The sequence below is a fragment of the Acetobacterium sp. UBA5834 genome (assembly GCF_002435675.1).
Lineage (GTDB): Bacteria > Bacillota > Clostridia > Eubacteriales > Eubacteriaceae > Acetobacterium > Acetobacterium wieringae.
Window position 1 is genome coordinate 1 of record NZ_DJGY01000013.1, and the last position, 24750, is coordinate 24750.

The 24750-nt window shown below is 45.8% G+C and carries 24 protein-coding genes, 1 rRNA gene and 1 riboswitch; of the genes, 4 read left to right on the forward strand and 21 right to left on the reverse strand.

What is annotated here, in order from left to right:
- Positions 1 to 357 precede the first annotated feature (357 nt).
- The 14 genes from B3F51_RS03175 to B3F51_RS03240 form a co-directional block, all read right to left on the reverse strand.
- The gene (locus B3F51_RS03175) at positions 358 to 1200 is read right to left on the reverse strand and encodes a pirin family protein (protein ID WP_070370602.1); all 843 of its coding nucleotides are present in this window, start codon (positions 1198 to 1200) and stop codon (positions 358 to 360) included.
- Positions 1201 to 1635: 435 nt separating this feature from the next.
- Positions 1636 to 1752: ribosomal RNA gene (rrf, locus tag B3F51_RS03180) — 5S ribosomal RNA — on the reverse strand.
- A gap of 50 nt (positions 1753 to 1802) precedes the next feature.
- Complete coding sequence (locus B3F51_RS03185; RefSeq protein WP_070370603.1) at positions 1803 to 2603, reverse strand: hypothetical protein; 801 nt, start codon at positions 2601 to 2603, stop codon at positions 1803 to 1805.
- A 58-nt stretch (positions 2604 to 2661) separates the two neighbouring features.
- Positions 2662 to 3414 carry a UPF0489 family protein gene (locus B3F51_RS03190; protein WP_070370685.1) on the reverse strand — a complete coding sequence of 251 codons (753 nt, stop codon included), beginning with the start codon at positions 3412 to 3414 and terminating at the stop codon, positions 2662 to 2664.
- Positions 3415 to 3421: 7 nt separating this feature from the next.
- The gene (locus tag B3F51_RS03195) at positions 3422 to 4015 is read right to left on the reverse strand and encodes a TatD family nuclease-associated radical SAM protein (RefSeq protein WP_070370604.1); all 594 of its coding nucleotides are present in this window, start codon (positions 4013 to 4015) and stop codon (positions 3422 to 3424) included.
- 351 nt (positions 4016 to 4366) lie between these two features.
- Positions 4367 to 4567, reverse strand: coding sequence for a hypothetical protein (locus tag B3F51_RS03200; protein WP_070370605.1), 201 nt, complete (start codon positions 4565 to 4567; stop codon positions 4367 to 4369).
- 105 nt (positions 4568 to 4672) lie between these two features.
- A complete protein-coding gene (locus tag B3F51_RS03205) occupies positions 4673 to 5044 on the reverse strand; it encodes an arsenate reductase family protein (protein ID WP_070370606.1) in 372 nt (123 codons plus the stop codon).
- Between the two features lie 26 nt (positions 5045 to 5070).
- The gene (locus B3F51_RS03210) at positions 5071 to 6555 is read right to left on the reverse strand and encodes an arylsulfotransferase family protein (RefSeq protein ID WP_286945431.1); all 1485 of its coding nucleotides are present in this window, start codon (positions 6553 to 6555) and stop codon (positions 5071 to 5073) included.
- Positions 6556 to 6824: 269 nt separating this feature from the next.
- Positions 6825 to 7805, reverse strand: coding sequence for a lipoate--protein ligase (locus B3F51_RS03215; RefSeq protein WP_070370608.1), 981 nt, complete (start codon positions 7803 to 7805; stop codon positions 6825 to 6827).
- Positions 7792 to 8658: a lipoyl synthase gene (lipA, locus tag B3F51_RS03220; protein ID WP_250934294.1), complete on the reverse strand. Its 867-nt coding sequence runs from the start codon at positions 8656 to 8658 to the stop codon at positions 7792 to 7794. The genes B3F51_RS03215 and lipA overlap by 14 nt, the downstream gene beginning before the upstream one ends.
- A 12-nt stretch (positions 8659 to 8670) precedes the next feature.
- The gene (locus tag B3F51_RS03225; RefSeq protein ID WP_148637040.1) at positions 8671 to 8910 is read right to left on the reverse strand and encodes a biotin/lipoyl-containing protein; all 240 of its coding nucleotides are present in this window, start codon (positions 8908 to 8910) and stop codon (positions 8671 to 8673) included.
- Between the two features lie 424 nt (positions 8911 to 9334).
- Entirely contained in the window at positions 9335 to 10069 is a 735-nt protein-coding gene (locus B3F51_RS03230) for an ABC transporter permease (RefSeq protein WP_228881863.1), read from the reverse strand.
- 3 nt (positions 10070 to 10072) lie between these two features.
- On the reverse strand, positions 10073 to 10825 hold the full coding sequence (locus B3F51_RS03235) for an ABC transporter permease (RefSeq protein ID WP_286945435.1): 753 nt from the start codon (positions 10823 to 10825) through the stop codon (positions 10073 to 10075).
- Entirely contained in the window at positions 10822 to 11736 is a 915-nt protein-coding gene (locus B3F51_RS03240; protein WP_228881861.1) for an ABC transporter ATP-binding protein, read from the reverse strand. The genes B3F51_RS03235 and B3F51_RS03240 overlap by 4 nt, the downstream gene beginning before the upstream one ends.
- A 146-nt stretch (positions 11737 to 11882) precedes the next feature.
- Here B3F51_RS03240 and B3F51_RS03245 point away from each other — a divergent pair, with 146 nt between their 5' ends.
- Positions 11883 to 12602 carry a response regulator transcription factor gene (locus B3F51_RS03245; protein ID WP_286945438.1) on the forward strand — a complete coding sequence of 240 codons (720 nt, stop codon included), beginning with the start codon at positions 11883 to 11885 and terminating at the stop codon, positions 12600 to 12602.
- Positions 12599 to 13957 (forward strand): sensor histidine kinase, encoded by a 1359-nt coding sequence (locus B3F51_RS03250; RefSeq protein ID WP_286945441.1) that lies wholly within the window; start codon positions 12599 to 12601, stop codon positions 13955 to 13957. The genes B3F51_RS03245 and B3F51_RS03250 overlap by 4 nt, the downstream gene beginning before the upstream one ends.
- A 53-nt stretch (positions 13958 to 14010) precedes the next feature.
- On the opposite strand, the gene B3F51_RS03255 is transcribed toward B3F51_RS03250, so the two are convergent.
- The 3 genes from B3F51_RS03255 to B3F51_RS03265 form a co-directional block, all read right to left on the reverse strand.
- On the reverse strand, positions 14011 to 14580 hold the full coding sequence (locus B3F51_RS03255; RefSeq protein ID WP_286945443.1) for a biotin transporter BioY: 570 nt from the start codon (positions 14578 to 14580) through the stop codon (positions 14011 to 14013).
- A 12-nt stretch (positions 14581 to 14592) separates the two neighbouring features.
- Positions 14593 to 15573, reverse strand: a complete 981-nt coding sequence (locus B3F51_RS03260) for a biotin--[acetyl-CoA-carboxylase] ligase (protein WP_286945445.1) — start codon at positions 15571 to 15573, stop codon at positions 14593 to 14595.
- 99 nt (positions 15574 to 15672) lie between these two features.
- A complete protein-coding gene (locus B3F51_RS03265) occupies positions 15673 to 17181 on the reverse strand; it encodes a Sapep family Mn(2+)-dependent dipeptidase (protein WP_286945447.1) in 1509 nt (502 codons plus the stop codon).
- A gap of 111 nt (positions 17182 to 17292) precedes the next feature.
- Here B3F51_RS03265 and B3F51_RS03270 point away from each other — a divergent pair, with 111 nt between their 5' ends.
- Positions 17293 to 17922, forward strand: coding sequence for a DUF975 family protein (locus B3F51_RS03270; protein WP_070370618.1), 630 nt, complete (start codon positions 17293 to 17295; stop codon positions 17920 to 17922).
- Positions 17923 to 17966: 44 nt separating this feature from the next.
- Here the strand turns inward: B3F51_RS03270 and ribE are convergent, their stop codons facing one another.
- From ribE to ribD, 4 genes are read right to left on the reverse strand one after another with little or no spacing between them, the layout of a single operon-like run.
- On the reverse strand, positions 17967 to 18434 hold the full coding sequence (ribE, locus tag B3F51_RS03275; protein WP_070370619.1) for a 6,7-dimethyl-8-ribityllumazine synthase: 468 nt from the start codon (positions 18432 to 18434) through the stop codon (positions 17967 to 17969).
- A gap of 12 nt (positions 18435 to 18446) precedes the next feature.
- Positions 18447 to 19649: a bifunctional 3,4-dihydroxy-2-butanone-4-phosphate synthase/GTP cyclohydrolase II gene (locus tag B3F51_RS03280; RefSeq protein ID WP_286945450.1), complete on the reverse strand. Its 1203-nt coding sequence runs from the start codon at positions 19647 to 19649 to the stop codon at positions 18447 to 18449.
- Positions 19650 to 19680: 31 nt separating this feature from the next.
- Positions 19681 to 20343: a riboflavin synthase gene (locus B3F51_RS03285; RefSeq protein ID WP_070370621.1), complete on the reverse strand. Its 663-nt coding sequence runs from the start codon at positions 20341 to 20343 to the stop codon at positions 19681 to 19683.
- A 3-nt stretch (positions 20344 to 20346) separates the two neighbouring features.
- Positions 20347 to 21414: a bifunctional diaminohydroxyphosphoribosylaminopyrimidine deaminase/5-amino-6-(5-phosphoribosylamino)uracil reductase RibD gene (gene ribD, locus B3F51_RS03290; protein ID WP_286945463.1), complete on the reverse strand. Its 1068-nt coding sequence runs from the start codon at positions 21412 to 21414 to the stop codon at positions 20347 to 20349.
- A 167-nt stretch (positions 21415 to 21581) separates the two neighbouring features.
- A riboswitch (FMN riboswitch) is annotated at positions 21582 to 21697 on the reverse strand.
- Between the two features lie 165 nt (positions 21698 to 21862).
- Between ribD and B3F51_RS03295 the strand changes: the two genes are divergently transcribed.
- Positions 21863 to 24700, forward strand: coding sequence for a bifunctional diguanylate cyclase/phosphodiesterase (locus B3F51_RS03295; RefSeq protein WP_286945453.1), 2838 nt, complete (start codon positions 21863 to 21865; stop codon positions 24698 to 24700).
- Positions 24701 to 24750 lie beyond the last annotated feature (50 nt).

The following is a 24750-nucleotide window of genomic DNA, read 5'->3' on the forward strand; positions in this document are numbered from 1 at the left end:
AGTTCATCTCTCTGTTTCTATTTTAGCCGCATTCATCCTCGCGGATGTTTTGGCTGTTTTACAGGTTTTATGGTACTATTCTCTTTTCTATGACCGCCGTTCTGCAATCGTTTCCGACCGAAGAAGCTTTTCTATTATATCGTTGTTTCTTCATGTTGTCAAGCTGTTTTTTGAAATTCTTTTTTGTTCATTTCAATGTTTCAGCTGTGCCCGCTGCCTCACTCGAGACAACTTCATTAGTATACGCTCTTTTCACCATCCTGTCAACTGGTTTTTGAAAGTTTTTTCATTTCTTTTTGACACTACCGCATCGTGTTCATTCTGCGCTTGCATTCCCAATTAATAAAAACACATCCCCTAGAGTTGGGGACGTGTTTTTATAAAACTGCCATCTTCCAAATCGGCAAAGGCTTGTTTTAATTCTTCTTCGGTATTCATCACGATGGGACCGCCCCAGGCTACTGGTTCATTTAGCGGCGGTGCCGAAAATACTGCGAAACGAAGGGGCTTGTCATCGGCTGTTATTTCAATATATTCGCCCTCGCTAAACAACAGCGCCGATTTCTCTTTATATAAGGTTCCTGCCACCAAACCTTGTCCTTCAATTAAAAACGCGAATGCGGTTTCACCTTTGGGCGTTGGAATCCTAACTGATTTTTCCGGCTCAACGACCACATCTAAAATCATCGCCTGGATGTGATGGGGTTCTGCACCTTTTACACCTTCGTAGATTCCAGAGATAACCCCAACATTAAAACCATCCCCTTTATACAGAGGAATATTTTCTTTTCTGATTTCAAAATACTTGGGCTCCGTCATTTTTTCGGATCTGGGCAGATTCAACCATAACTGGAAGCCCAGCATTCTTTCACAAGCTTGAGGCATTTCCTGGTGGAGAATCCCGCTACCCCCGGTCATCCATTGCGAGCAGCCAGATTCGATGGCACCCTTGTTTCCCAGGCTGTCCTGATGTTCGATCAACCCTTCGACCAGATAGGTGACCGTTTCAATACCCCGGTGAGGGTGCATTGGAAAACCTTTGATGTAATCTGAAGGATTTTTCGAATCAAAGGAATCCAGCATCAGGAAGGGGTCAAATGCTTTTACGGTTGAATGAGACAAGACCCTCGTCAGATGAACTCCGGCCCCATCCACTGCACTTATACCCTGAACGACTTGCATGACTTTTCTTTCTTTCATATGAACGCCTTCTTTCTTCTTCTTTTTTGAACTTATGATTAGGATTATACCGTATGCAGCTTTATTTAAACCTGTTTGGGAAATAATTATTTGTCGCCAGATGGCTTGCAAAATACGCTCGTCACTAAACAGCCCTAAAAATTACTGCCGTCTAATGAAGCCGTGCAACTCCGTCGCAGCTCACGCTGCGCCTCCGTTAGGGACTTCGCCCCATAAAAAAATAGATGTATAACCATTGATTTTTAAGTAAACTTAAATCAATGATTATACATCTATTTTTTTGCACGGCTTCATTTTAAATGATCGTAGTTTCCTCGGGTTTGTTTAATCCTTATCGGATCAAACCCTCGTCAACTGCGTTCTTTTTTGCACCTTTGCTTCGCTCTGCTCAGCTGCATACCAAATTTTTACAAAATTTGGGCAAAAAATTCAAAAGTCCCGCAACGTCCTATCCTCCCAGGCAGTTACCCACCAAGTACTTTCGGCGCTGGAAGACTTTACTTCTGTGTTCGGTATGGGAACAGGTGTGGCCCTTCCGCCATCGTTACGAGACTATATCAGTTTACATCATGTATCATGGTTTGTCAAGCCCTTTTTAAATTTTAATCTTCCATCAATTCCTGGATCAACATTTGCGCTTTTACAACACTCTTTTCCACCTCATAGGAAGTGTCAGCTCTAAAAATACACTGCGTTAGCCCCGAATCATTCTGATAGGTAACCACCAGTTTGTTTTTCGATGCTTTTTCATGATCCGTTTTATCTTTTTTGAGTTCATCTTTGAAGCAGGTCTCCCGCCAGGCCTGATTTTTTACAATATCCCATGTCGAAGCAATGGTGACGGATTTTATCTCCAAAAACGGAATACTAAATTTGGGACCCATTACGGCAAAGTCAATGCCAGCTTGGTGAATTTCAAGGGTTCCTTTCAGAGGCTTTTCAAATTCCTGGTAACCCCCCAGATAACTGGCCATCATCGACATTTTTAAAGCTGTGGCGTTTTTATCCCAGAAAAAAAGCTTGCTTTTCGGTTTGGAGCGCTGATCGTTTCTGGTGCTATCCGGCTTCCGATGCTGATTCGCTATGTTCTCTTCATTAAGATAGCCGAACATGGAGTTGATATTTTTTTTATTTGCACCACGATCATTCATCACCACATTTGAAATCAGTTCTGACCGGACGCACACTTCGGTCATCTGGTCACCCGCCGATTGCAGCTTAATGGTAATCCGCTGGCCATTGGCAGCAAAAACGATTTTTGTGTGGAGAACAAGCAGGCTTTCTTCTTTGTCTACGATATGGTTCTTCAATTCATATTTACCGGTGTCAAAAGCTAACAAACGCTCTTCACACTGGTCTTTAGATTGCTCAATGATTCGGGTTTCTTCACTGTGTTTTCCCATAAAGTCTCTCTCCCATCATCATATTCCAGATTCTGCTTTGTTGTGTCATTTTTAGTATTTATTTGCCGATGATTTTTTCCAGCAGGTCGATGAGCTTTTCTTCACAGCTTCCAATTGTAAACGGATCTGTTTTTAAAAAATCAAAATACGTTTTTGAACGGGCCACGGTAATCATCTGAGCCTGTTTGACCAGATCTGCAAAAATGCGGTTTTGATTAAGATCCAGCTCAAAATTTTCCGGACTCAAAAAATAGTCCAGATCAATATCAAGAATCAACGCCTCGTTACTGATTTTTTTAAGCGGCAGTCCAATATTTTTAAACATGTCATCTTTAAGGCTCCCAAACTGGTTTTCCGGAACCAGATAGTGATGTCCCTGTGAATAAACATGTTTTTCCATACAATTGATCATATGGTAATTGCTCAGATAGCCCAATTCCATGGCTGTATTGATATGCTCATCATTACGCATCTGATCCATCGTCATTTCGACACTGTTTAAATTAAGCGGCTCCAGGGCAGACAACATTCTATTCTGAAATTTTTTCACCAGCTCGGTTTCCCGCTCGGGATCAATGGCCATGGCTTTTTGATAAGCCCATAGCCAAAACGGCGGGTTGGTATCGGGATGATAATCAATACTAACCAGAACCAGCGGCTGTTTTTGGATTTGAAATAAACGCCCCCAGATCAGCAGCACATATTGATGGTCATCCACCACCCAAATCTCTTTGCCGCCGATGTTCAGGCCCCGGGGCTTTAAATTGCAGTGACTTGTATCAACAGCGTTTTCTGTCCCGTCGCTAATCATCTCGTCATTAGTCAATATAGGAACGGATTCGCAATTCTGCCCCAACCGACTGACTAATCCGACGACATGCTTCCTGATCCTCGATCGGAAGGATATCGACAATGGTTAACACCACCTTGGTATATCTTCCTGCTAGTCGCGCAAACTCCAACAATTCTTCATAGGCATCTTCAAAAACCGGACGGCATAATTCATCATATTCTTTTTTATTCTTTGCATTTAAGCTGATCGATACCACGTCAATCGCATCCTTTAAAAGCGGTGTCATATCTTTTTTATAGATCAGGTTTCCATGGCCATTGGTATTGAGTCGAATAGGAATGGAATGAACCTTTTTCACTTCCTTGGCGATGGCACAAATTTCATCGAGACGATAGGTTGGCTCACCATATCCACAAAAAACCAGCTCATCATATTGATCCAGATCCCGCCTTAAGATATCTGCTTGTATTTCTTCTTGCGTCGGTTCGATCTCCAACCAGAGATCATCAACGCCATTAATTGTCGGTTCATCTTTTCTTACGCAAAACGTACAGGCATTGCTACATCGATTCGTTATGTTCACATATAAAGATTTCCCTAATTCATAGGTAATCGTCATTTTATTTTCCTCCAGAGATTTGTATATCTTTCGTTTTCGCACGTATCCATCCTCGTCATAAACACCTATGGGACGTTGGAATCGGTGGGTAAATTATTTTTCCACATATTGCTTTCAAACAAATCTTATAAAAAGTTATCAACATTTTACCATATTTAACCATGATGTCACGTAAAAACATGATTTTCTATGAATATCTCTAATTATTCCTCTTGTCATTGGGAAATATTTAAGATTTCCTGATGTTTATACAACCCCAAACTACTTTTCTTACTCAGTAAAAAAGCACATTTTCCAATCAACATAATTGGTAAACATGCTTCCTGTGCGTCTCTATTTGGTTTCGTTTCTTTAGAATACCGGTCCCACCAGTTTTAAGTCACAGCCTTCACATTCCCAGTCAAGCCCTAGGCCGTTCATTTTACCGCCGCATTGAGGACAAATCCCCGTACCGCTTTTGGGGTAGGTATATTCAGTCAGTTCCATTTCAACTATTTCCACCACATCAGTCTCAGGTTGTTTTCTAAATTTCTCAATGGTTTTTCGTGACATTTAACTTTCTCCTTTGTATTCGATTAATAATCCTTTTTTCATTATAGACCATCCCTGCTGCCCTTACAAATGATTTATAGGAAAAAATAACGGCCACTTTAAGGATTAATCCCGCTTATCGGTTAATAATACCGTTTGCCATTGTTCTTCTTTGAAGCCGATCAGGACGGCATCGGCCAAAATAACCAATGGTCGCTTGACCAGCATCCCATTAGTAGCCAGTACTTCAGCCATCTGATCGGGCGTCATGGTTTTCACCTTGTCCTTTAAGCCCAGTTCCCGATAAACCAGGCCACTGGTATTAAAAAACTTTTTGGCATCACCCGGATATAACTTCATCCATGCCAGCAGTTCATCTTTTCGGGGATGTTCCTCGACAATGTGCCGCTCTTCCACATCAATCCGATTTTCGGCCAAAAACTTTTTTGCCTTCTGGCAGGTTGAACATTTAGGATAGCATAAAAATAGTGGTTTCATCATTGATCTCCGTTCTTATCAACTGTCTATTTAAACTTCTGCACCCGGTCATTGGCAACACCATTCGGCAAGGTAACTTCCAGCAGTTTTTTACCGGTGTTGAAGTCTATTTCCGAAATCGCCACGTTACCATCTTTGAGCAACCCCCATCCGATGGTGTATACTTCAATATTATCACCAATTTTTTGAGCACTACCATAAGCAAGGGTCGTTTTTCCTGGTATCTTGTATTCCTGATAGCTCAAAATCTTCTTGTTGACTTCATCCAGTTTTATTTTGAGCACTCTCGTTTGACCCGTACTTGTCGCATTGTCAAACACTGTTAATTCATCTTCGGCGGTGATGGCGATATCCGTTTGACCCGATGTTTTTTGTTCCGGCGACATCCCAAATTCATCACCATTTCCCGATAACTTCCAGATTACATCCCGGGTTTCCCGATCAATTTTCATGATGGTGTTCATGTTTCCAAAAGAAACAATCAGATTGTTATCTGCCGGATCTATAATCATCCGATTGAACCCGGCATAATCCGGACTCTGGCTGGTGGTATTGCTGTAATCATGGTCGTTGACACTAAGACCATAAAATTCCGGATGGGAATCCGTGGTAAACTCAAAAACGACCTGATTATCTTTGACTTCCTGAATCAGATTTCGCACTACCTTTGATCCCATGGTATTGGCACCCAGACCATCTGGCACATTTTGAACCAATACTAATTGAGATGCTTCCACAATATAATGGTTATCCGCAATCAGAATAAAATCCCGACCATCCACCGGGTCGCCTTCATTTGTCAATTCACTTTGAGCCAGGGTAATGGTGTCAATTTCCTGATAGCGATCATCCAGGATCACCCGTTCTCCCACCGCATAACCGATTCCATTGCTGTCACCATATACCCGTTGGTAGCTGTAGCGAATGGTACCATTTTCCAAAACATGTTTCTTGAAATCCCGATAGGATTCACCCTTAGCTTGCTCCGGGGATTTGGCGATGTAAAAAACCACCTCACCCTTTTCATTCAGTTCGTATAGCGCTGCCCCCCCGGTTGCGACCGCAGCAAAGTAATTTCCATCATAACTACTTGTTCCGGCGGGAATAATTTCGGGTAGCTGGGATGACAGGGTTCTTAAATAAATCACCCGCTCGTCCTTTTCATTGCCCACCTGAATCTTGATGAGGTCGCCTGAAGAAAGCTGATCCAATTTTAAATCCATGGTTGTGCCCGCACCGATGCCCTTTCCGTCTATTTTAACGGTGGCACCTACCTCGTTGATTAATTTTATTTTATTTTCAGTGACACTACTTAAGCTGACCGCGTCGTACACTGCATCGTTTTCGGAAAGGGGCAGTTCCACATTAAAACCGTTGATTTCAAAGCTCAGCGTTTTGTCTGACATCAGAGTATTATCCCGCCCTGCGTAGGCCAGGGTAAAGCTGACTAAAATAATCAGTAGCACCGCTGCGCTTACTGATGCAATAAGAAATTTACTTGAATTATCCATAAATTCATCTCCTTCTGATCCCCAATCATTTCATATGCCGTTTTTGTTAAAATACGCCTTTGTATTATAAGCATGCGAATGATTCTATCACACCTATTTTAAATTTTCATGTGATCTTGTTTGACATTTTAAATAGACTCACCATCCATTCATCAGACTATTGTAACGCATTCCCACAAAAAGGTAAAGGCCTGGTCGTTTCGTGATCGTACTGGCATAAAAAATCCCCACCTTGATTAAAAGATGGGGTGATTGCCTTTTTAATATGGTCAACAAATAATATCTGCCAGCTCATCCACATTGATGTTATAAAACCCCTGCTTAATATCACCTTGTGCGATGGCTTTTTTAATGCTTTCTTTTTCATAATCAGCGCCAATCAGAGCATTACTCAGAACCGAAATGTCCATGGTTCCAAAAAAATCACCATAGATATGACAATCGGTTATCTTTCCCTTATTGACATCCAATTTAAATTCCATTTTTCCGCCATCAAATCGACCGGTCTTGGTGATGTTGAACTTCGGGGATTTGCCATAGTTCCATTCCCAGCTGGCAAACTTTTCTTTGGCAATGGCCTTGATTCGGGCCAGATCGGTATCCGTCAGTTGATAGTGCTCTTTTGATCCTTGCATAATGCTGTCGACCATCAATTTTTTGAAGGTATCCGTATCAATCGGTTTTGTTAAATGATCAGAGATATTCGTTACCCGCTCCTTCACCGACTTGATCCCTTTGGAGATAATTTTATAATCATCTACCGTCAAACATTTGACCATCTGTTCAAAATCGGTACTGAATAGCAGTGAGCCATGATGCAGGGTATAACCATTTAACATGCACTGAGCATTGCCAGAAAACTTTTTACCCTGAATAACCAGATCGTTGCGACTATTGAATTCAGCCGGAACATCCAGTTTTTTTAAGCCCTCAATTACCGGGCTGATATATTTGCTAAAATCGATCGTGTCAGACTGACCACGGGTGATAAAACTAAACTGCCAACCTCCCATATCTGTATAAATGGTTCCGCCGCCAGTAATGCGACGCACGACCTTGATCCCATTTTCTTTGGCATAGTTCTGGTTGATTTCTTCGATGGTATTCTGGTACTTACCAACCATCAGGGTTGGTTCGGTTCGCCAGAAAATAAAAATCTGATCCTCCGGCAGATTTTTCTCGGTAATCAGGTAATACTCCAATGCAAAATTAAAAAAAGGATCCGTGGAATCATTTTCAATATAAATCATTGTTTTTCCCTTCCTTAAGTGCCTCTTCTGCCCGATAGGAACTGCGCACCAGAGGACTGCTGGCAACATAGTGGAAGCCCTTGGCTTCGCCAATTTTCTTGTACTGCGCAAACTTTTCCGGAATTACATAAGCCTTAACCTCAAGATGTTGCGGTGATGGCTGCAAATATTGACCAATGGTAAAAATATCGCAGCCGACTTTCAGGCAGTCATCCATGACCTGGTAAACCTGTTCATCGGTCTCTCCCAGGCCCACCATTATCCCGGTTTTTGTTTTGATATGAGGCGCCTGTTTTTTGACATACTCAAGCACCGCCATCGATCGGTCATAGTCCGCTTCCGGCCGAACCACCGAATAAAGTTCCCGGACCGTCTCCACATTATGGTTAATCACATCCGGATTGGCGGCAATAATACGATCCAGGTCCCTCTGTACGCCTTGGAGGTCGGGGATCAGCACCTCAATCGAAACCCCGGGGTTAAGCTCCCGAACCGCCCTGATGGTATCGGCAAAATGTCCGGCGCCACCATCTTTAAGATCATCCCGGGTGACACTGGTGATCACCACATGATTTAAGTCGAGTTCCTTAACTGCTTCAGCCAAATGCTGAGGCTCTTTGGGATCAACCGGTTCCACCGCTCCACTGGTTACATTACAGAACCGGCAGTTGCGGGTGCAGGTTCTCCCCAGGATCATAAAGGTAGCCGTCTTTTTTTTATAACATTCTCCCAGATTCGGACAATTGGCTTCCTTACAAACGGTATTGAGTTTCAGTTTAGCCATCAGCCCATTCACTTCTTCGACAGCCGCTTTATTATAGCTGACCTTTAACCATTCTGGTTTCTTTTTCATTTTATCCCCTGATCAATCGCAATTGATAACCGCAATTATTTCATCGGCTTTAATTTCATCGCCCTCTTCAAAAAAAACTGCTTCCAGAACACCGGATTCCATGCTTTCAACCTCGCTGACAACCTTGTCCATTTCAATTTCGAAAAGCACCTCACCCTTTTTAACCACCTCTCCCACTTCTTTGTTCCAGGACGCCAAGACTCCCGATTCCATTTGTTCACTTAATTTTGGCATTTGAATATTTTTTTTCACACCATTTCTCCTTTTTATTTTTTGTTCTTGTGAAAACTAAACGCAGAGTCATCATTGCTTTTGTTTCGCAGTTACCCCTATTTCACAAAATATTTAGTTAGATTATCTATCTTTTTGGGGATTGCCCGCCCACCTCGTTTCTTCCCGGCAAAGCGATCATCGCTGTCGGTATGGACGCTGTCAAAAACCGGCCTGTTCGTGTCGATTACTTAATTTCAGGCTTGCCGCATATCTGACATCCCGGATTGACTTAATTTTACCTGAGGTTTGCCTGATCGTCTACTTTAATTTATTCATCTTTCTGACCTTTTAAGAAACCCCGCCGCCAATTTAAAATTACCTAAAATCAATAAGGCCAGTGTTTGGCAATAATCGTCACCGCTCAACACAGGCCTATTTTTGCTTTATGCTTGGATTCAATTGATTAACCCGTCACCACATCCCGCCGTTTTAACCAAGTGATGGCAAATAGACAAAACCCCGATGTAAAAATAGCGCAGGCAACCAGAAAGGCAATTTCACCCACCGCCATCGGTGCCGCCGGATCATTGGCCCGCATCCCTAGGGTGATCAGCGCATAGGGAAAGTAGAGCCCATAGCCTTGCGATAGTAGTGCCAACCCGGCGATCCCGCCCATCAGAGCAATTCCCACCGGCACCGCAAAGCTGCGAATCACCAATGATAAACTCAGCTGTAAAGCGCATACCACCATGCCACCCAAGGCACCAAATAACAGCCAGAGCGGTAATTCCGGGGGAATCGGATCCGAAAGCCCCGCTAATAATCCCGAAAAGATAAACAAGAGTCCCATCCAGATCTGGGTCAAAATCACCATTAACCAACCCATTATCAGTTTTGCCATAAATAGCTGTGTTATCGGAACCGGGGCAGTCAATACCGCATTCCAATTATGATTGGCATGCTCCAGCCGAAACAGATAGGACGCATAAATCCCAATCAATACCGGTAAGAAAAAATAACAGGCAAACAGGGTATGCTGGGTCCACAGGCTGTACCACTTATTTTCCAGCATGCTCAGGTTGTTGAGATAATTGAAGGTTCCCATAAAGGCCGGAATAATGGGAATCAGTAAAAAAGCCAGCCACATCGGACTGTGTCGCATCTTGATCATTTCCGCTTGTAAAGCCCGTATTAACATCGCTCAGACCTCCCTTCTGACAAATAACATCTGGCCGATGCCATAAATCAGCCCAAAGAAAACCAAAATCAGGCCGAGCCCCGGCCAATCAATGGCCTTCCAATAAAAATCAGTGGCTCGGGTGATCGGATCCCAATTCATGCCAACCTGCATCAACACCCCGTAATAGCTCCACAGAACCAGTTTTTGAAATCCCTGGGGGAAAAACATGCTAAACAGACCAATAAATCCACCAATTAGTCCCAATGTCATCGGCACCATCTGATTGGCAACGAGCATTGAGACCCCCTGTTGAAAGACATAGATAGTCAGACTCACCATCAGGGTAAACAACAGATACCCAACCAGCGCCCCCCAAGGCACTGGCCCACCAAAATGCAGAACGACGCCCATGCCGATCATAATCGCCAGCTGGCCCAAGGCGGCACCCAGCATATAGATACTGCCCCAAATAAACTTAGCCGCAAAGATCCGCTTGGTCGGAATAATGGTTTCCAACAGCTTAAAGGTTTGACCCTTATGCTCCACATCGCTAAGACGAGAAGCCAACACTGCGGCGATCACCGGCATGATGATGCAGTTAAGCATCGGAAACTGGTAGAGAAAAAATAGCCAGCCCTGGGCCAGATCATTGGCATCCTTGTTGGAAATAGCCCAGCCCGCCCAGAGCAGCTGAACCGCCATCATTATCGCCACCACCAGCCAGATCTTGCGGCCCTTTGCTTTTAAAACCTCCATCCAAATTGCGGCGCTCATAAGCTCACCGCCGTTCCAGTCAACTCCAGGAAAATATCCTCCAGGCTTTTTTTACGTTCTTCAATCCGAACTAAACCAATATTATTCTGTCCCAGTGCTTTGCTGATTTCAGCCATCCGCGTATCTCTCATCTGCGGGATAATCAGATAATCGTCCTCGGCTTCCCAGGTCACGCCGTTTTGACTGAGGAATGCTTTGGTTACCTCATTATTTAAGGTGCGCACTGCCAAATGCTGTTTGCTGTACTGATGGAGTTTGGTCAGGCTGTCCTGATAAACCAGCTCGCCTTCCCGAATGATTCCCACCCGGGTGGCCAGCTGATCAACTTCACTTAAGAGGTGGCTGGAGACCACCACCGTCATCCCGAATTTTTGCGGCAGCGACTGAATCAGCTCCCGCATTTCCGAAATCCCGGCCGGATCCAACCCATTGGTGGGTTCATCCAGAATCAGCAGTTTGGGATAACCCAACAGGGCACTGGCCAACCCCAGTCGCTGTTTCATTCCCAGTGAATACTGGCTGACTTTTTTGTGCTGCTGGTTCTCCAGCCGGACAATTTTTAAAACGTCAGCAATGTTCTGTTTGGGTACCCCCCGCAGGGTTTGAAAGATCCGCAGGTTTTCTGCTCCGGTTAAATGACCGTAATAGCTGGGCGATTCAATCAACGAACCGACATGCTTAAGATTTTCCAGCCGGTTTTTGCTGTTGACCCGTTTTCCAAAAACGGTGATCGCCCCCGCCGTGGGCTTGGTCAAGCCCAGAATCATTTTAAGCGTCGTTGATTTCCCGGCGCCATTGGGCCCCAGAAACCCATAAATCGCCCCTTCCGGAACCGACAGATCCACATCTTTGACCCGATAAACATTGCCATATTGTTTGCTGAGCCCCTCCGTCTCGATAATATTGTTCATAATATGCACTCCTTCTTTTTGTATACCGTTATGATAGCCGATGAACCTTACGGCGGATTGTCCCCGGCCTTACGTTTACCTTAATTTTAAGGTCATCCACTAACAGCAACTATTTTTTCAGGTATAATAACGAAGAGGTGATTCGGATGAAAACAATCTTTGACGCAAAACTTCTGGTTGTCGATGACGAACCGGAAATTATTATTCTATTAAATACAATCCTCCATCAGGCGGGCTTTGCTCGGGTGCTCAGCGCCGAAAACTGCCAGCAGGCCCGGGCACTTTTTGCTTTGGAAAAGCCCGATGGGGCGATTCTCGATGTAACCCTGCCAGATGGCGACGGGTTTTCGCTGATGCAGGAGCTGCGGCTGCAATCAAATGTGCCAATGCTTTTTTTGTCGGCCCGGGATGAGGATGAAAATCGACTTCTGGGATTGGGACTGGGTGCCGATGACTATATTACTAAACCCTTTTTGCCCCGGGAACTGGTGCTGCGTTTAAGCGGAATCCTGCGGCGGGTTTACCAGCCGCGACAGGCTCAGCCAACGGCAGAGGAATGTCTGGTACTGGGAACGGTGACCGTCAATTTTAACAGCGGCGTCGTGAAGACCAGCGAGGGTGAGAAAAACCTGACCGCCAAAGAGCATGCCCTACTGAAAAAGCTCTGGGAAAATCAGGGCCATATCGTCACGGCTGACAGCCTCTGTCGCAGCGCCTGGGATGATGATCTCTATGGCTACGAAAATACTCTGATGGTTCACATCCGGCGGCTCCGGGAAAAAATCGAGGTGGATCCCTCCCAACCCCAATACCTGTTGACCGTTCGGGGTATGGGTTATAAACTGGCCAGGGAAAACAAGCAATGAAGAGTCTGCGAAAAATCATCACCCGTTCGATACTGCTGACCGCTGCCATTGCGTTGCTTCTGGTGGCCATCAATATGGCTTTTACCACCAACTGGATGTTTAAATACTCCGGCAGTCAGCCCCTTAAATACGCCATTGCCGATATTTCCGATGGCCTCTCAAGCGTCGATGGAACTTATACACTTAATGCCACTGCCACAGCCCAGATCGATAAGCAATATGCCTGGGCGATGTTGATTAACCGGGATGGTCAGGTGATCTGGGATAAAAACCTGCCCGGAGATATTCCCCGGCACTACACCCTTACCGATGTGGCCTCCTTCAGCCGTTGGTATCTTAACGACTATCCGGTCTCGGTTTGGGAGCATCCCGACGGTTTACTGGTTTTAGGCGACCCCAAAAACAGCATCTGGAAATATAATATCACCTCCACCGAAGATACCATTGCCCATGTCCCTGGTTTACTGACCGGTTTTTTGATCTTGAACGTGCTGTCGGCCCTGGTGCTGGCCTTGTTTCTGGGACTGTGGCTCTACCACAAGCTAAAACCCCTGTATAACGGCATTACCGCCCTACAAAAAAAAGAACCCCTGTCACTGCCCACCGGCGGTGTCACCGGGGAAGTGTCAAGGATTCTTAATGAAACTTCAGTCATTCTCAGCCAGCAGGAACAACAACTGGCTCACCGGGATCAGGCCCGAACGGAATGGATTGCCGGGGTTTCCCACGATATCCGCACGCCGCTGTCGATGGTGATGGGCTACGCCAGCGAACTGGAAAGCAACCCCAGCCTCCCCGCCACCGAACAAAATCAGGCCCGGATTATCCGTCAACAGAGTCAACGGATCAAGTCCCTGATCAGCGATTTAAACCTGGCCTCCAAACTGGAGTACCATGCCCAACCGATGGAACTGGCTCCGATTTCACCCGCTGCCCTAATCCGGGGCGTAGCGGTGGATTTCATCAATGACGGTCTCCCCGAGCCCTATTCACTTTCCGTCGATGTGCCCGAGGAAGCCAATGGTCCCATCTTACTGTGTGACCAGGCCCTGATTCGTCGGGCTCTGACCAACCTGATTGACAACAGCATCCGTCACAATCCCAGGGGCTGTGCGATTAAACTGTCGGTGACCAAATCAACAGATGGGTTAGTGCTTAAAGTCAGTGACAACGGCAAAGGCTATCCCCCTGAGCTTATTAAAAATTCAGGGGGATTGGATGAATCGCCGTTACTCGGAAACCACGGCTTGGGACTGATCATTGTTCGCCGAATCATGAAAATCCATGGTGGGAACATTGTTTTTGAGAATTTGCCCCAACAGGGCTGTGCGACTTCTCTTCTTTTTAGCACTTAATCCCGATCCTGTCTTTATGACTATGCTACTCAATCCAGCGGCTTTTACACAAATTACTTTGTGAGCATCCCTTGCGCAATCACCGGGGCCAGACGTTTAGCCAGCAGCACACTAATGGCAATCTTAATCAGATCGCCTGGCAGGGTCATCACAAAGCCGGTCATCATCAGCGTGGCGGCCCCCACCGGAGTGTTGAGGTAGTAATTGGCAATGATATAATACCAGGTTAGCCCCAGGGCGTAGATCACAGCCGTTCCGGCCAGGGCAGCAATGACCATCGGCAGGGTTTCGTTGTTGGTGTTCTTTTCTGCCAGCCAACCGGTGACAAAGGCCCCCAGGGCAAAACCGACAATATAGCCAAAGCTTGGTTTTAAGACATACATCAGCCCACCGCCGCCGGAAAATACCGGCAGACCAACCAGGCCTAGAAAAATATAAACCAGCACGGCAATCAGGCCGCCCCGGGAGCCCAGCAGCAATCCCGCCAGAATCACAAACAAAGTCTGCAGCGTAAAGGGGATTCCCGGTAGCGGCACTTTAATCATCGCCCCGACCACGATCAAAGCGGAAAACAATCCGCAAAGTACTAACATTCTTACATTAATTGTATTTTTTTCTAGCATTTATTCCATCCTTTATTCTAATTTTCTGATACTGATTTCCCCGGTGTTCAGGGTTTCTGTCTGTCCAAATTGATTTTTAATCATTAATCCACCTTCGTCGCTGATATCCAGGGCAGTTGCCACTTCCCACTCATTGTTCCGGAAAACCTTAATCTGTTTTCCTAAAACCATGGAATGGGTTTTATATTCTGCCAGGAAATCCCGGTTGGTTAAATCTTCACAGATACTCAGCACCTCATTGATAATTTCCGCTGCCAGCCGGTTACGGGTCAGGGCATCGGGTTTTTCATTAAATAGTGTCCCGACAATGTCTTCCAGTTCCTTAGGCAGAGCCGCTTCCGGCTGCTTGAAATTGAGGCCGATGCCGATGATCACAAACTCGAACTGTCCGTTCTCAAAGTTGGTCACAGCCTCAGTGAGAATCCCAACAATTTTCCGGTCTCCCCGGTAAATATCATTAACCCACTTAATCTGGGTCTCGATCCCCGTCACTTTTTTAATGGCCCGGCAAACCCCTACCGATGCCCCGGTAGTTAACAGCACGGCATCCTGGGCGGCCACCTCGGGGCGCAGCACCAGACTTAAATAAATCCCGCTTTTTGGCGGTGAGTAAAAAGAACGGCCCATTCGGCCCCGCCCCTGGGTTTGCTCTTCAGCGATAATAACAGTTCCCGTTTTCGCCCCTTCCAGAGCCAATTTCTTGGCTTCCTGATTGGTGGAACCAATGGTTTTGTAGACTATCAGCTCAAGCTCCTGATTGGTTGGGAACAGCCAGGGCTGGATTCCTTCCGTCGACATCAGATCCGACTCACTTTTTAACCGGTAGCCCTTGTTGGTGGTGGACTCAATCTCGTAGCCTTCTTCTTTTAAACTCTTAATGGCCTTCCAGATGGCCGACCGGGAGACGTTCATGGTGCTGGCCAGCACTTCTCCAGATAAATAGTTTTCTCTATTTTCTTCCAAGGTTTTTAATAGTTTTAATTTTGTCGACATTTGATCACCTCTGGGGTTATTCTAAACAAAAAAAAAGTTATTGTCAACCATTTTTAACCGATTGGTTGACAATAACTCTCGCCATTGCTTTTTTCTATTTTACTGAGCCAATACTGCCAGGGCCTTGACAATAATCTCAAAGTTTTTTTCCAGACTCTCAATGCTCCAGAACTCATCGGTTTGATGGCAGGTGTTGACCTCACCAGGAAAGCCTCCGCCAAATGCCACGGAGTTTTCAAAGGCCCGGGCATAGGTACCGCCGCCGGAAACCATCGGTTCGGCCATATCCCCGGTACATTCCTGATAGACCTGCTGCAGGGTGGTTACCAGAAAGCTGTCTTTATCGACATGGAGGGGTTTGACATCGTGATCCATTTCCAAACAAAAGCCCAGATCAGCTGTCGCTTTTTTTATCGCCGCAACAACATCACTGCTTTTTAGCGTCACCGGATAGCGGATATCACAGCGCAACACGGCCTTGTTTTCGTCGACTTGAACAATGGCGGGGTTTAAGGTCAGCGCTCCCGATACTGAATCCGATAGATCAATCCCAAACCCGGTTGTGGTAGCCCGCTCCAAGAGCGTAAGGATTGGATGGGTGATCCCTTCTGCCGTCAGTATTGCTGCCAGCTTCAGGATGGCATTCTCCCCTTTTTCCGGCTCCATGGCATGAGCCGATTTTCCTTTGGCTTCAAAAGTCCGGCCATTAAAAACGGCCTGGGCCGCATCCGGCACCGAATTGATCTGGCTGCCGCCGCTAAAGACAAGGGCCGGGGTCTGGTAATCCAGTTCTTTTTCCAGAATAATATTCATGATGCCTTTTTCGGCAAAGATGGCCGGATAGCCGGAATCCGGTGAAAACGAGTAGACCGGGACTTCTTCGGTCTGTTTATAGCGGTTCATACAGGCCCAGTTACCGCCTTCTTCATCGCCACCGATAATCAGGCGCACCCGTTTACCAAGCGAAACCTTGGCTTCTTTTAACTCTTTCAGCGCATAAAGCGAAACCATCGTCAGGCCCTTGTCATCCAGCACCCCCCGACCATAAATGGTGTCGCCGTCAATGGTCAAGTCAAAGGGGGGGACGGTCCAATCTTCTCCTACCGCCACCGTATCGATGTGGGTGGTCACGGCCACCAGTTCCGCCCCTTGGCCAAACTCTACATAACCGCAGTAGCCATCGCAGTTTTTGGTGCGCATGCCAAAGCTTTGGCCCCGTAAAAGGACAAAGTTCAGCGCTTCGTTGATGCCAATTCCCAGGGGGGCTTCGTCGGTTATTTCACCGGCATCGCCATTAACCGTCTTAATCTGCAGCAGCGTTTTTAGATCCTGCAATAAGGCCACGGTATCTAATTCTGGTTCTGTCGCCACTTTTTTGTCAGTCAGATATTCAAAGCGCCGGACGATTTTTCCATCCTTTTCCAGGATTTCGTTCCACATCGCTGCCGGACGCACCCACAAACCGCCTTCACCATATAATGGCCGGTAAACCACCATGGCTTCTTGCGTTTCGCTATGGGTAGCCAGACCGATAACCTCATATTCATTGCCCTTGTAATGCCGATAACGGCCCAGAGGGATCTTTTTTTTCGTTAGTATTTTACTCATTTTTATTCTTCCTTCTTTTCATCAGTCGTGCTATTATATACAAAGAAGCTTAAGAAAGTGATGTTTTTCTTAAGCTTTCTCTTTAAAATCATAAACGAAAAGGAGATTATTATGAAAACGAGACAGGAAATAAAAGCCCTAGCCAAGCAGAGCTTTTCCGAAAATTATTGGGTCTGCGTCGGCGCAACTGTGCTGGCATTTGTGGTGATTGGTGCTGCTTCCGGAGTCACATCCTTCGTTGGCGGCCTGGGTGGTCTGATTGTCTGGGCGCCGATGATGGTTGGTCTGCAATTTTTCTCACTGTGGATTTACCGTGGCGAACTCCCCGCTCCCACCATTGAAGACATGTTTAAAACCGGCTTTTCGGATTTTGGTCGAAAACTGGGGGGAATGCTGTGGATGGAATTATTTATTTTTCTCTGGTCCCTGCTTTTTGTGGTACCCGGTATTATCAAGGCAATTGCCTATTCATTCACCCCTTATATTTTAGCCGAATACCCTAATGTCCCAGCCACCGAAGCCGTTAAAATTTCCATGCGGATAACCCAGGGCCACAAAGGCGAAATTTTTATGATGTCACTAAGCTTCCTGGGCTGGTTTTTACTAAACGGATTAACCTTTGGAATTCTTGGCATTTTTTATGTAAATCCCTACTTCTATGTAGCCATCGCCGGACAATATCAGGATCTCAAGGAACTGGCCCTGCAAAATGGCGTGGTCACCCTTGACGAATTAGCTTAGGTTTAATCTAAAACAGGGAGCCCAAAAATCGGCTCCCTGTTTTTTTAGTTTGTTATTTCGTTGATCAGATTGACCATTTCAATGGCCGTCAAGGCACAGTCATAGCCTTTATTGCCGGCCTTGGTGCCAGCCCGTTCGATGGCCTGTTCAATGTTTTCAGTTGTCAACACACCAAAGATCACCGGTATTTCTGACTGCAGAGAGACATGAGCCACTCCCTTTGACACCTCGCTGCAGACATAATCATAATGGGTGGTGGAACCGCGTATCACAGCCCCGAGACAGATGATGGCATCATATTTTTTCAGCTTGGCCATTTTAGCCGCAATCAAGGGAATTTCAAAGGCACCCGGCACCCAGGCCACATCAATGTCTTCTTCCTTCACATCGTGACGCTTCAAGCCATCAATCGCACCGCCAAGCAGCTTTGAGCCAATAAACTCATTGAACCGGGCTACCACAATCCCCACTTTAATTCCCTTTGATACTAATTGTCCTTCATATACGTTCATAACATTCTCCTTTTAGTTATAATTTAAAATATGACCCATTTTTTCCTGTTTGGTTTTCAAATAAAACAGATCGTGGCTGGATGCTTCCATTTGGATCGGTACCCGCTCCACCATTTCCAGCCCGAATTCCGACAACCCTTCCATTTTAAGCGGATTGTTGGTTAGCAGCCGCAGCTGTTTGATCCCCAGATCCCTTAAAATCTGGGCCCCGATATAGTATTCCCGCAAGTCTTCCGGAAACCCCAGCTCAATATTGGCCTGCACCGTGTCCATCCCCATATCCTGAAGGGCATAGGCTTTTAATTTATTGATCAGACCAATGCCCCGGCCCTCCTGACGCATGTAGAGCAGCACCCCCCGACCTTCTTTTTCAATGGCGGTCATCGCTGCCCCAAACTGATCGCCGCAATCGCAGCGGAGCGAACCAAAGGCATCGCCGGTTAAACATTCGGAATGAACCCGACACAACACCGGGCTGTCACCACTTAAATCCCCCTTAACCAGCGCCACATGATGTTCGCCGTTAAGCATGTTGACATAACCATAAGCCATAAACTCCCCGTATTTGGTGGGCATTTTGGTGATTGTGACACAATCGATCAGTTTTTCATTTTGTTTGCGGTAGTTTTGCAGATCTTTGATGGTAATAAATTTCAGTTGATGGGTCTGAGCCAATTCGATCAGTTCCGGAGTCCGCATCATCGTGCCGTCTTCTTGCATAATTTCGCAGCACAGACCGCATTCTTTCAACCCCGCCAGTTTGACCAGATCGACGGTGGCCTCGGTATGGCCGTTTCGTTCCAATACCCCATTTTCTTTAGCTACCAGCGGAAACATGTGGCCAGGCCGCCTAAAATCTTCTGGTCGAACGTTCTCGTCGACGCACTTGATGGCAGTAACTGAGCGCTCTGCCGCCGAAATACCGGTGGTGGTATCGACATGATCGATGGACACGGTAAAGGCGGTGCAATGATTATCGGTATTATCCGCAACCATTTGGGGAATGGCTAATTTTTTGACCAATTTTTCGCTCATCGGCATACAGATTAGCCCTTTGCCATAGACAGCCATAAAGTTGACGTTTTCGGTGGTGGCAAATTCAGCCGCACAGACAAAATCGCCCTCGTTTTCCCGATCATCATCATCGGTCACGATGATAATTTTACCGGCTCGTAAATCTTTTAGTGCTTCTTCAATGGTATTAAATTTAAACATAGTACCCTCACTTATTTTGATTATTTTTTTATTAAAACCCGGCCTTAGTCAGAAAATCAATGGTCACACCAGCGGATTTTTCCTGGTGGCGGTCTGTTTTGGGGGCTGGATTCATCAACAGCTTTTCGATATATTTGCCGACCAGGTCGTTTTCCAGATTGACCGGATCGCCAGGTTTCTTAATGCCCAGGATCGTCTGCTTCACCGTATGGGGAATGATGGACACCTTAAAGCTGACGGAAGTCATTTCGATGACCGTTAAGCTGATGCCATCAATGGCAATGGACCCTTTTTCGATGATGTAGCGGAGTATTTTTGGCGGTGCACCAATCTCAAAGATCACGGCATTATCATCTTTGGTGATTTGCACAATGTGACCGGTTCCGTCAATATGACCAGCTACCATATGCCCGCCAAAACGGCCATTGGCGGGCATTGCCCGTTCCAGGTTGACGGCTGATCCGCCTTTTAGATCGCCCAGATTGCTGCGGTTCAGCGTTTCACTCATGACATCGGCCATCCACTTATTTCCGCTTAACTGGGATACCGTCAGGCACACTCCATTCACCGCCACGCTGTCGCCCAGTTTTAAATCATCCATCGTGACCGCACCCTGAACCCACAGTTGGGAAGATCGTTGTCCCTTAATGACCGCAGTGATTTTGCCAACTTCTTCAATAATTCCTGTAAACATGTCTTACCTCTTTGTGTATTCGAGGCAGATATCATCCCCGAATATTTTTATTTTTCGATCCGTGAACTGGAAGGCCTCGGCTGGATCTGCCAGCCCCAGGCCTTCCACCGGAGTTTTGGCGGCCGCACCACCAAATATTTTGGGGGCCAGATAAACCTGGAGCTTACTCACAATACCGCTTTTTAAAGCGCTGAAATTCAGGGTACCGCCCCCTTCCAGCAAAATACTGTCGATTCCTTCCTGCCCCAATTGCACCATCAGTTCCCGGAGATCAAGATGCTCCGCGTCTTTTGCACTTTTTAAAATTCTGCAGCCCATGATTTCAAACCGTTTTATTTTTTGCTGGTCCTGAGAGCAGGTGGCCAGATAGGTCGGTATTTTCCGGGCCGAGGTCACCACCTGTGCCGTCAGCGGCGTCCGCAAATGGGTGTCACAGATTATCCGGATAGGGTTTCTGCCGCCTTCTATCCGACAGGTCAGTTGCGGATCATCCTGCAAAATGGTGTTGACTCCCACCATGATTCCCATCACTTCATTGCGGGTCTGATGCACTGCGTTCCGGGCTGCCTCCCCGGTAATCCATTTCGATTTCCCAGTACGGGTGGCAATTTTTCCATCCAGGGTCATGGCATATTTCATCAGCACATAAGGGGTTTTATTTTTGATGTAGTGAAAAAATATGGTGTTCAGCTCCTGACAGGCTGCTTCCTGCACTCCGGTTATGACCGTGATCCCCTGCTGTCTGAGAATCTCAATTCCCTTGCCACTAACTAACGGATTGGGATCAGTGGCACCGATGACTACCTTGCTAATCCCGCTTTCGATAATGGCCTCGGTACACGGCGGTGTTTTACCATAATGACAGCAGGGTTCCAGATTCACATAAAGGGTCGCCCCGACCGGTGACTCATTACATGCCGCCAGCGCATTACGCTCAGCATGCAGTCCGCCATACTTTTCGTGATAACCGCTGCCAATAATCACATCATCTTTAACAATGACTGCTCCCACAAGAGGATTGGGATTTACCCAACCTCGACCTCTTTTAGCCAAATCGATGGCTATTTCCATGTAATGATCCTGTTTTTCCACCAGTATTCCTCCCTCAAAAACAAAAGTGCCCTGAATAAACATCCAGGGCACTTTTGTTCACAGCTTTCCTGATCCTCGTATAAAAAAACTCTGAAATGATTACCATTTCAGAGCTAAATAAACAAAGATATTTGACATGCAAACTTGATTATCTTCTTTCATCCAGACTTTAACTGTCGGCCTCGGAATTACACCGAATCATACCTTGCGGCTCGTGGGCTATACCACCGGTAGGGAAACTATCCCTGCCCTGAAGACTTCGTATTTAATTGATTAAACTTTATCATAATTGCGATATTTCTGTCAATAGATTAAATTTTATTTTTCTTTCCGTATAGTTTCGTTTATAATAGGAGCATGAAAAAGCATGATGAAACTAACATATTAATGATATTGACTGACCCTTCAGAGAAAGGATGGCCCCATTGTGCACTGGTTTAAAAAAAGCCTGATTCGACGGGTGGGAACAATTGTTATTGGATTTATTTTTGTTGCCTTTGCCGTTTATGGGATCATTTCCATCCAAATGTTAAGTGGTTTTTTTGAAACCAACAGTAAAGAACAAATTTCCAAGGACGCCCAGCAAATTGCCACTGAAATTGACAAGTTTATCGAGAAGAATATTATTATTGTCGAACAGATGAAAACCAATCAGGATTATCAGGCTATCACTGAAGCGCTCAACACCCGGGATGAAAAGCGCCAACATCCATTGTTTAATGTGATAACCCAGGAACTCCAGGCCATCAAGGCTTCTGATCCCAATATTTCTCTGGCTTACATCGGGGTTACCAAATCCAACGATCTGATTTCCTCGACCCCCGAATTTGATCCCAAACCAGACTATGATCTGAATAAACGACTCTGGTACATGGAAACCTTACAATCCCGGGGTGTGACCGTCACCAGTCCCTATATTGACATTGTTACCGAAAAAATGGTGGTCTCCATTACGACCCCGATCCTGAAAAACAACAATGTGATCGGCGCCATGGGCATTGACCTGCAGGTGACTGATATTTCCAAATTGATGAGCAGCTACAAAGTCGGCAAAAACGGCTATACCCTATTAATCAATAAAGACGGCAGTATTTTTTATCATCCTGATGATCCTGAAGTTTTTGCTGCGGGAGGGGTTAATCCCTTCGCCTATCTTGACCTTTATATGAGCCAAATCACCTCCGGTGATAGTGGTGTCATTGAATACCAAATGGGAAATAACGCCAAATACATCGCCTATGTGCCCACCCAGTCATCCAACTGGATTGTGGTCACGGTCATCCCCCGGTCGGAAGTTTTGGCCCCGCTGAATCAGTTTATTTTTAGTCTGTTCTTTATTTCCCTGGTACTGCTGTTTATGATTGCGCTGTTTATCCGGCGGATGACCCGGCTTATTTCCGAACCGATTATAACCATTTCCGGTGCCGTTGAAACCTTCAGCCAGGGTGATCAGGAAATTAATCTGCCGAGCACCCTTTATGACCGGGAAGATGAGCTTGGTATTTTATCCCGGGGGCTCAAAATGATGAGCCATCGGATCATCCAATACATCGAAGAAGTTCAAACCAACAATCAGGCGTTGAACCAGGAAATTGACAAACGCCAGGCTGTTCAATCCCAGCTGGAAATGATTCTGGAGCTTTTATCCGGTACCGATGAAGGTATTTTTATTTTAAACGCAGAATTCTTCTGTATCTATCAAAATACCGCCTTTTCCCGAATGATTGGGATTCCGGAAACTGAAATCCCGGCGCTGAACCTTTCTGAAAAGGGCATCCTGATCAATCAACCCCTGATTGACAGCCTCGAGATGAATCCGGTCTGGTCCGGCGAAATTGAATATGCTCAAAATTCCTCCGAAACGCTGTTTCTGTTTTTGCGGATCAGTAAGGTGAAAAACGACGATACCGATTATTATATCGGCAACATCACCAATCTCACGGCCCACAAGCAAATCGAAAAAGATATTTATTATCTGAAGTATTTTGACCATCTGACCAAACTCAACAATAAGGTCTTTCTGGATGAATCGGGAATGGAATTAATCAGTGGAGACGGCAGCGCTGCCGGAAACCATGCCCTGATCCTGATCAATATCGATGATTTCCGAATTATCAATGAGGCTAAAGGGTTTGATTTTGGCAACAAGGTATTGATTGCCCTGGCCAATCGCCTGAAGACCCTGGTCAGCGATCAGGATGTGCTGGCCCGTTTGGGTAATGACGAGTTTGGTATACTGAAAGCGTATGTTTCTTCCAACGAAGATTTATATGAATACATCATGGATTTAAGCAAGGAACTGGAAAAACAGATTTCCATCCATGATGAAGAACTGATTGTTGATGTCAGTATCGGAATCAGTCTCTACCCCAACGATGCCAACCACTATGGCAAGCTTTTAAAGACTGCCGCTTCTGCCCTCAATAATGTCAAAGCCAACAAGGGACGGCGCTTTGAGTTCTATGATAAGGACATCAACAGCCTCTCGATTCAAAAATACGAAATGCAAAACAAGCTGCGCAATGCCCTAAGCAATCAGGAATTTGTTCTTTACTACCAGCCCCAGGTGGATATGGCCACCAATCAGATTCTCGGCCTGGAGGCTTTAATTCGTTGGAACAGCAGCAATGGGATGGTTCCTCCCGCAAGTTTTATTCCCATAGCCGAAGAATCGAATCTGATTATCCCTCTGGGCGAATGGGTGCTGGAAAATGCCTGTGAGTTTGGGAAAAAGCTTCAATCGCTGGGTTATCAAATACCGATTGCGGTTAATCTTTCGATGCTTCAGTTTAAGGCCCCCTATATCGGGGAACTGATTCAATCCATTTTAACCCGCACCCAGTTACCACCAGAGCTGCTGGAACTGGAAATCACCGAGGGAATTCTGATGGATAATGAGGACGAATGCGAAGCCATCCTGAGCGAATTTCACCGGATGGGGATCCAGGTTTCCATCGATGATTTTGGCACCGGCTACTCTTCTTTGAGTTATCTCAAGAAATTTGCCGTGGATAAGATCAAAATCGACCGTTCCTTTATTAAAGGGATTCCCCATTATGACAATGGCACCATTGCCAAAGTTATCATTGAACTGGCCTCAAATTTTAATCTCCAGGTCATTGCCGAAGGAGTGGAAACCCCCGAACAGATTGACTTTTTACTGAAAAACAATTGTCATATTGCCCAGGGCTTTTACTATGCCAAACCGCTTGATGAGGATCGACTACTGACTTTTATGGCAAAATCAAAAAGGGATATGGCTTAGCCTTATCCCTCGTCAAAAAAGATAACCTAGTACCGACAATTGTTACATCA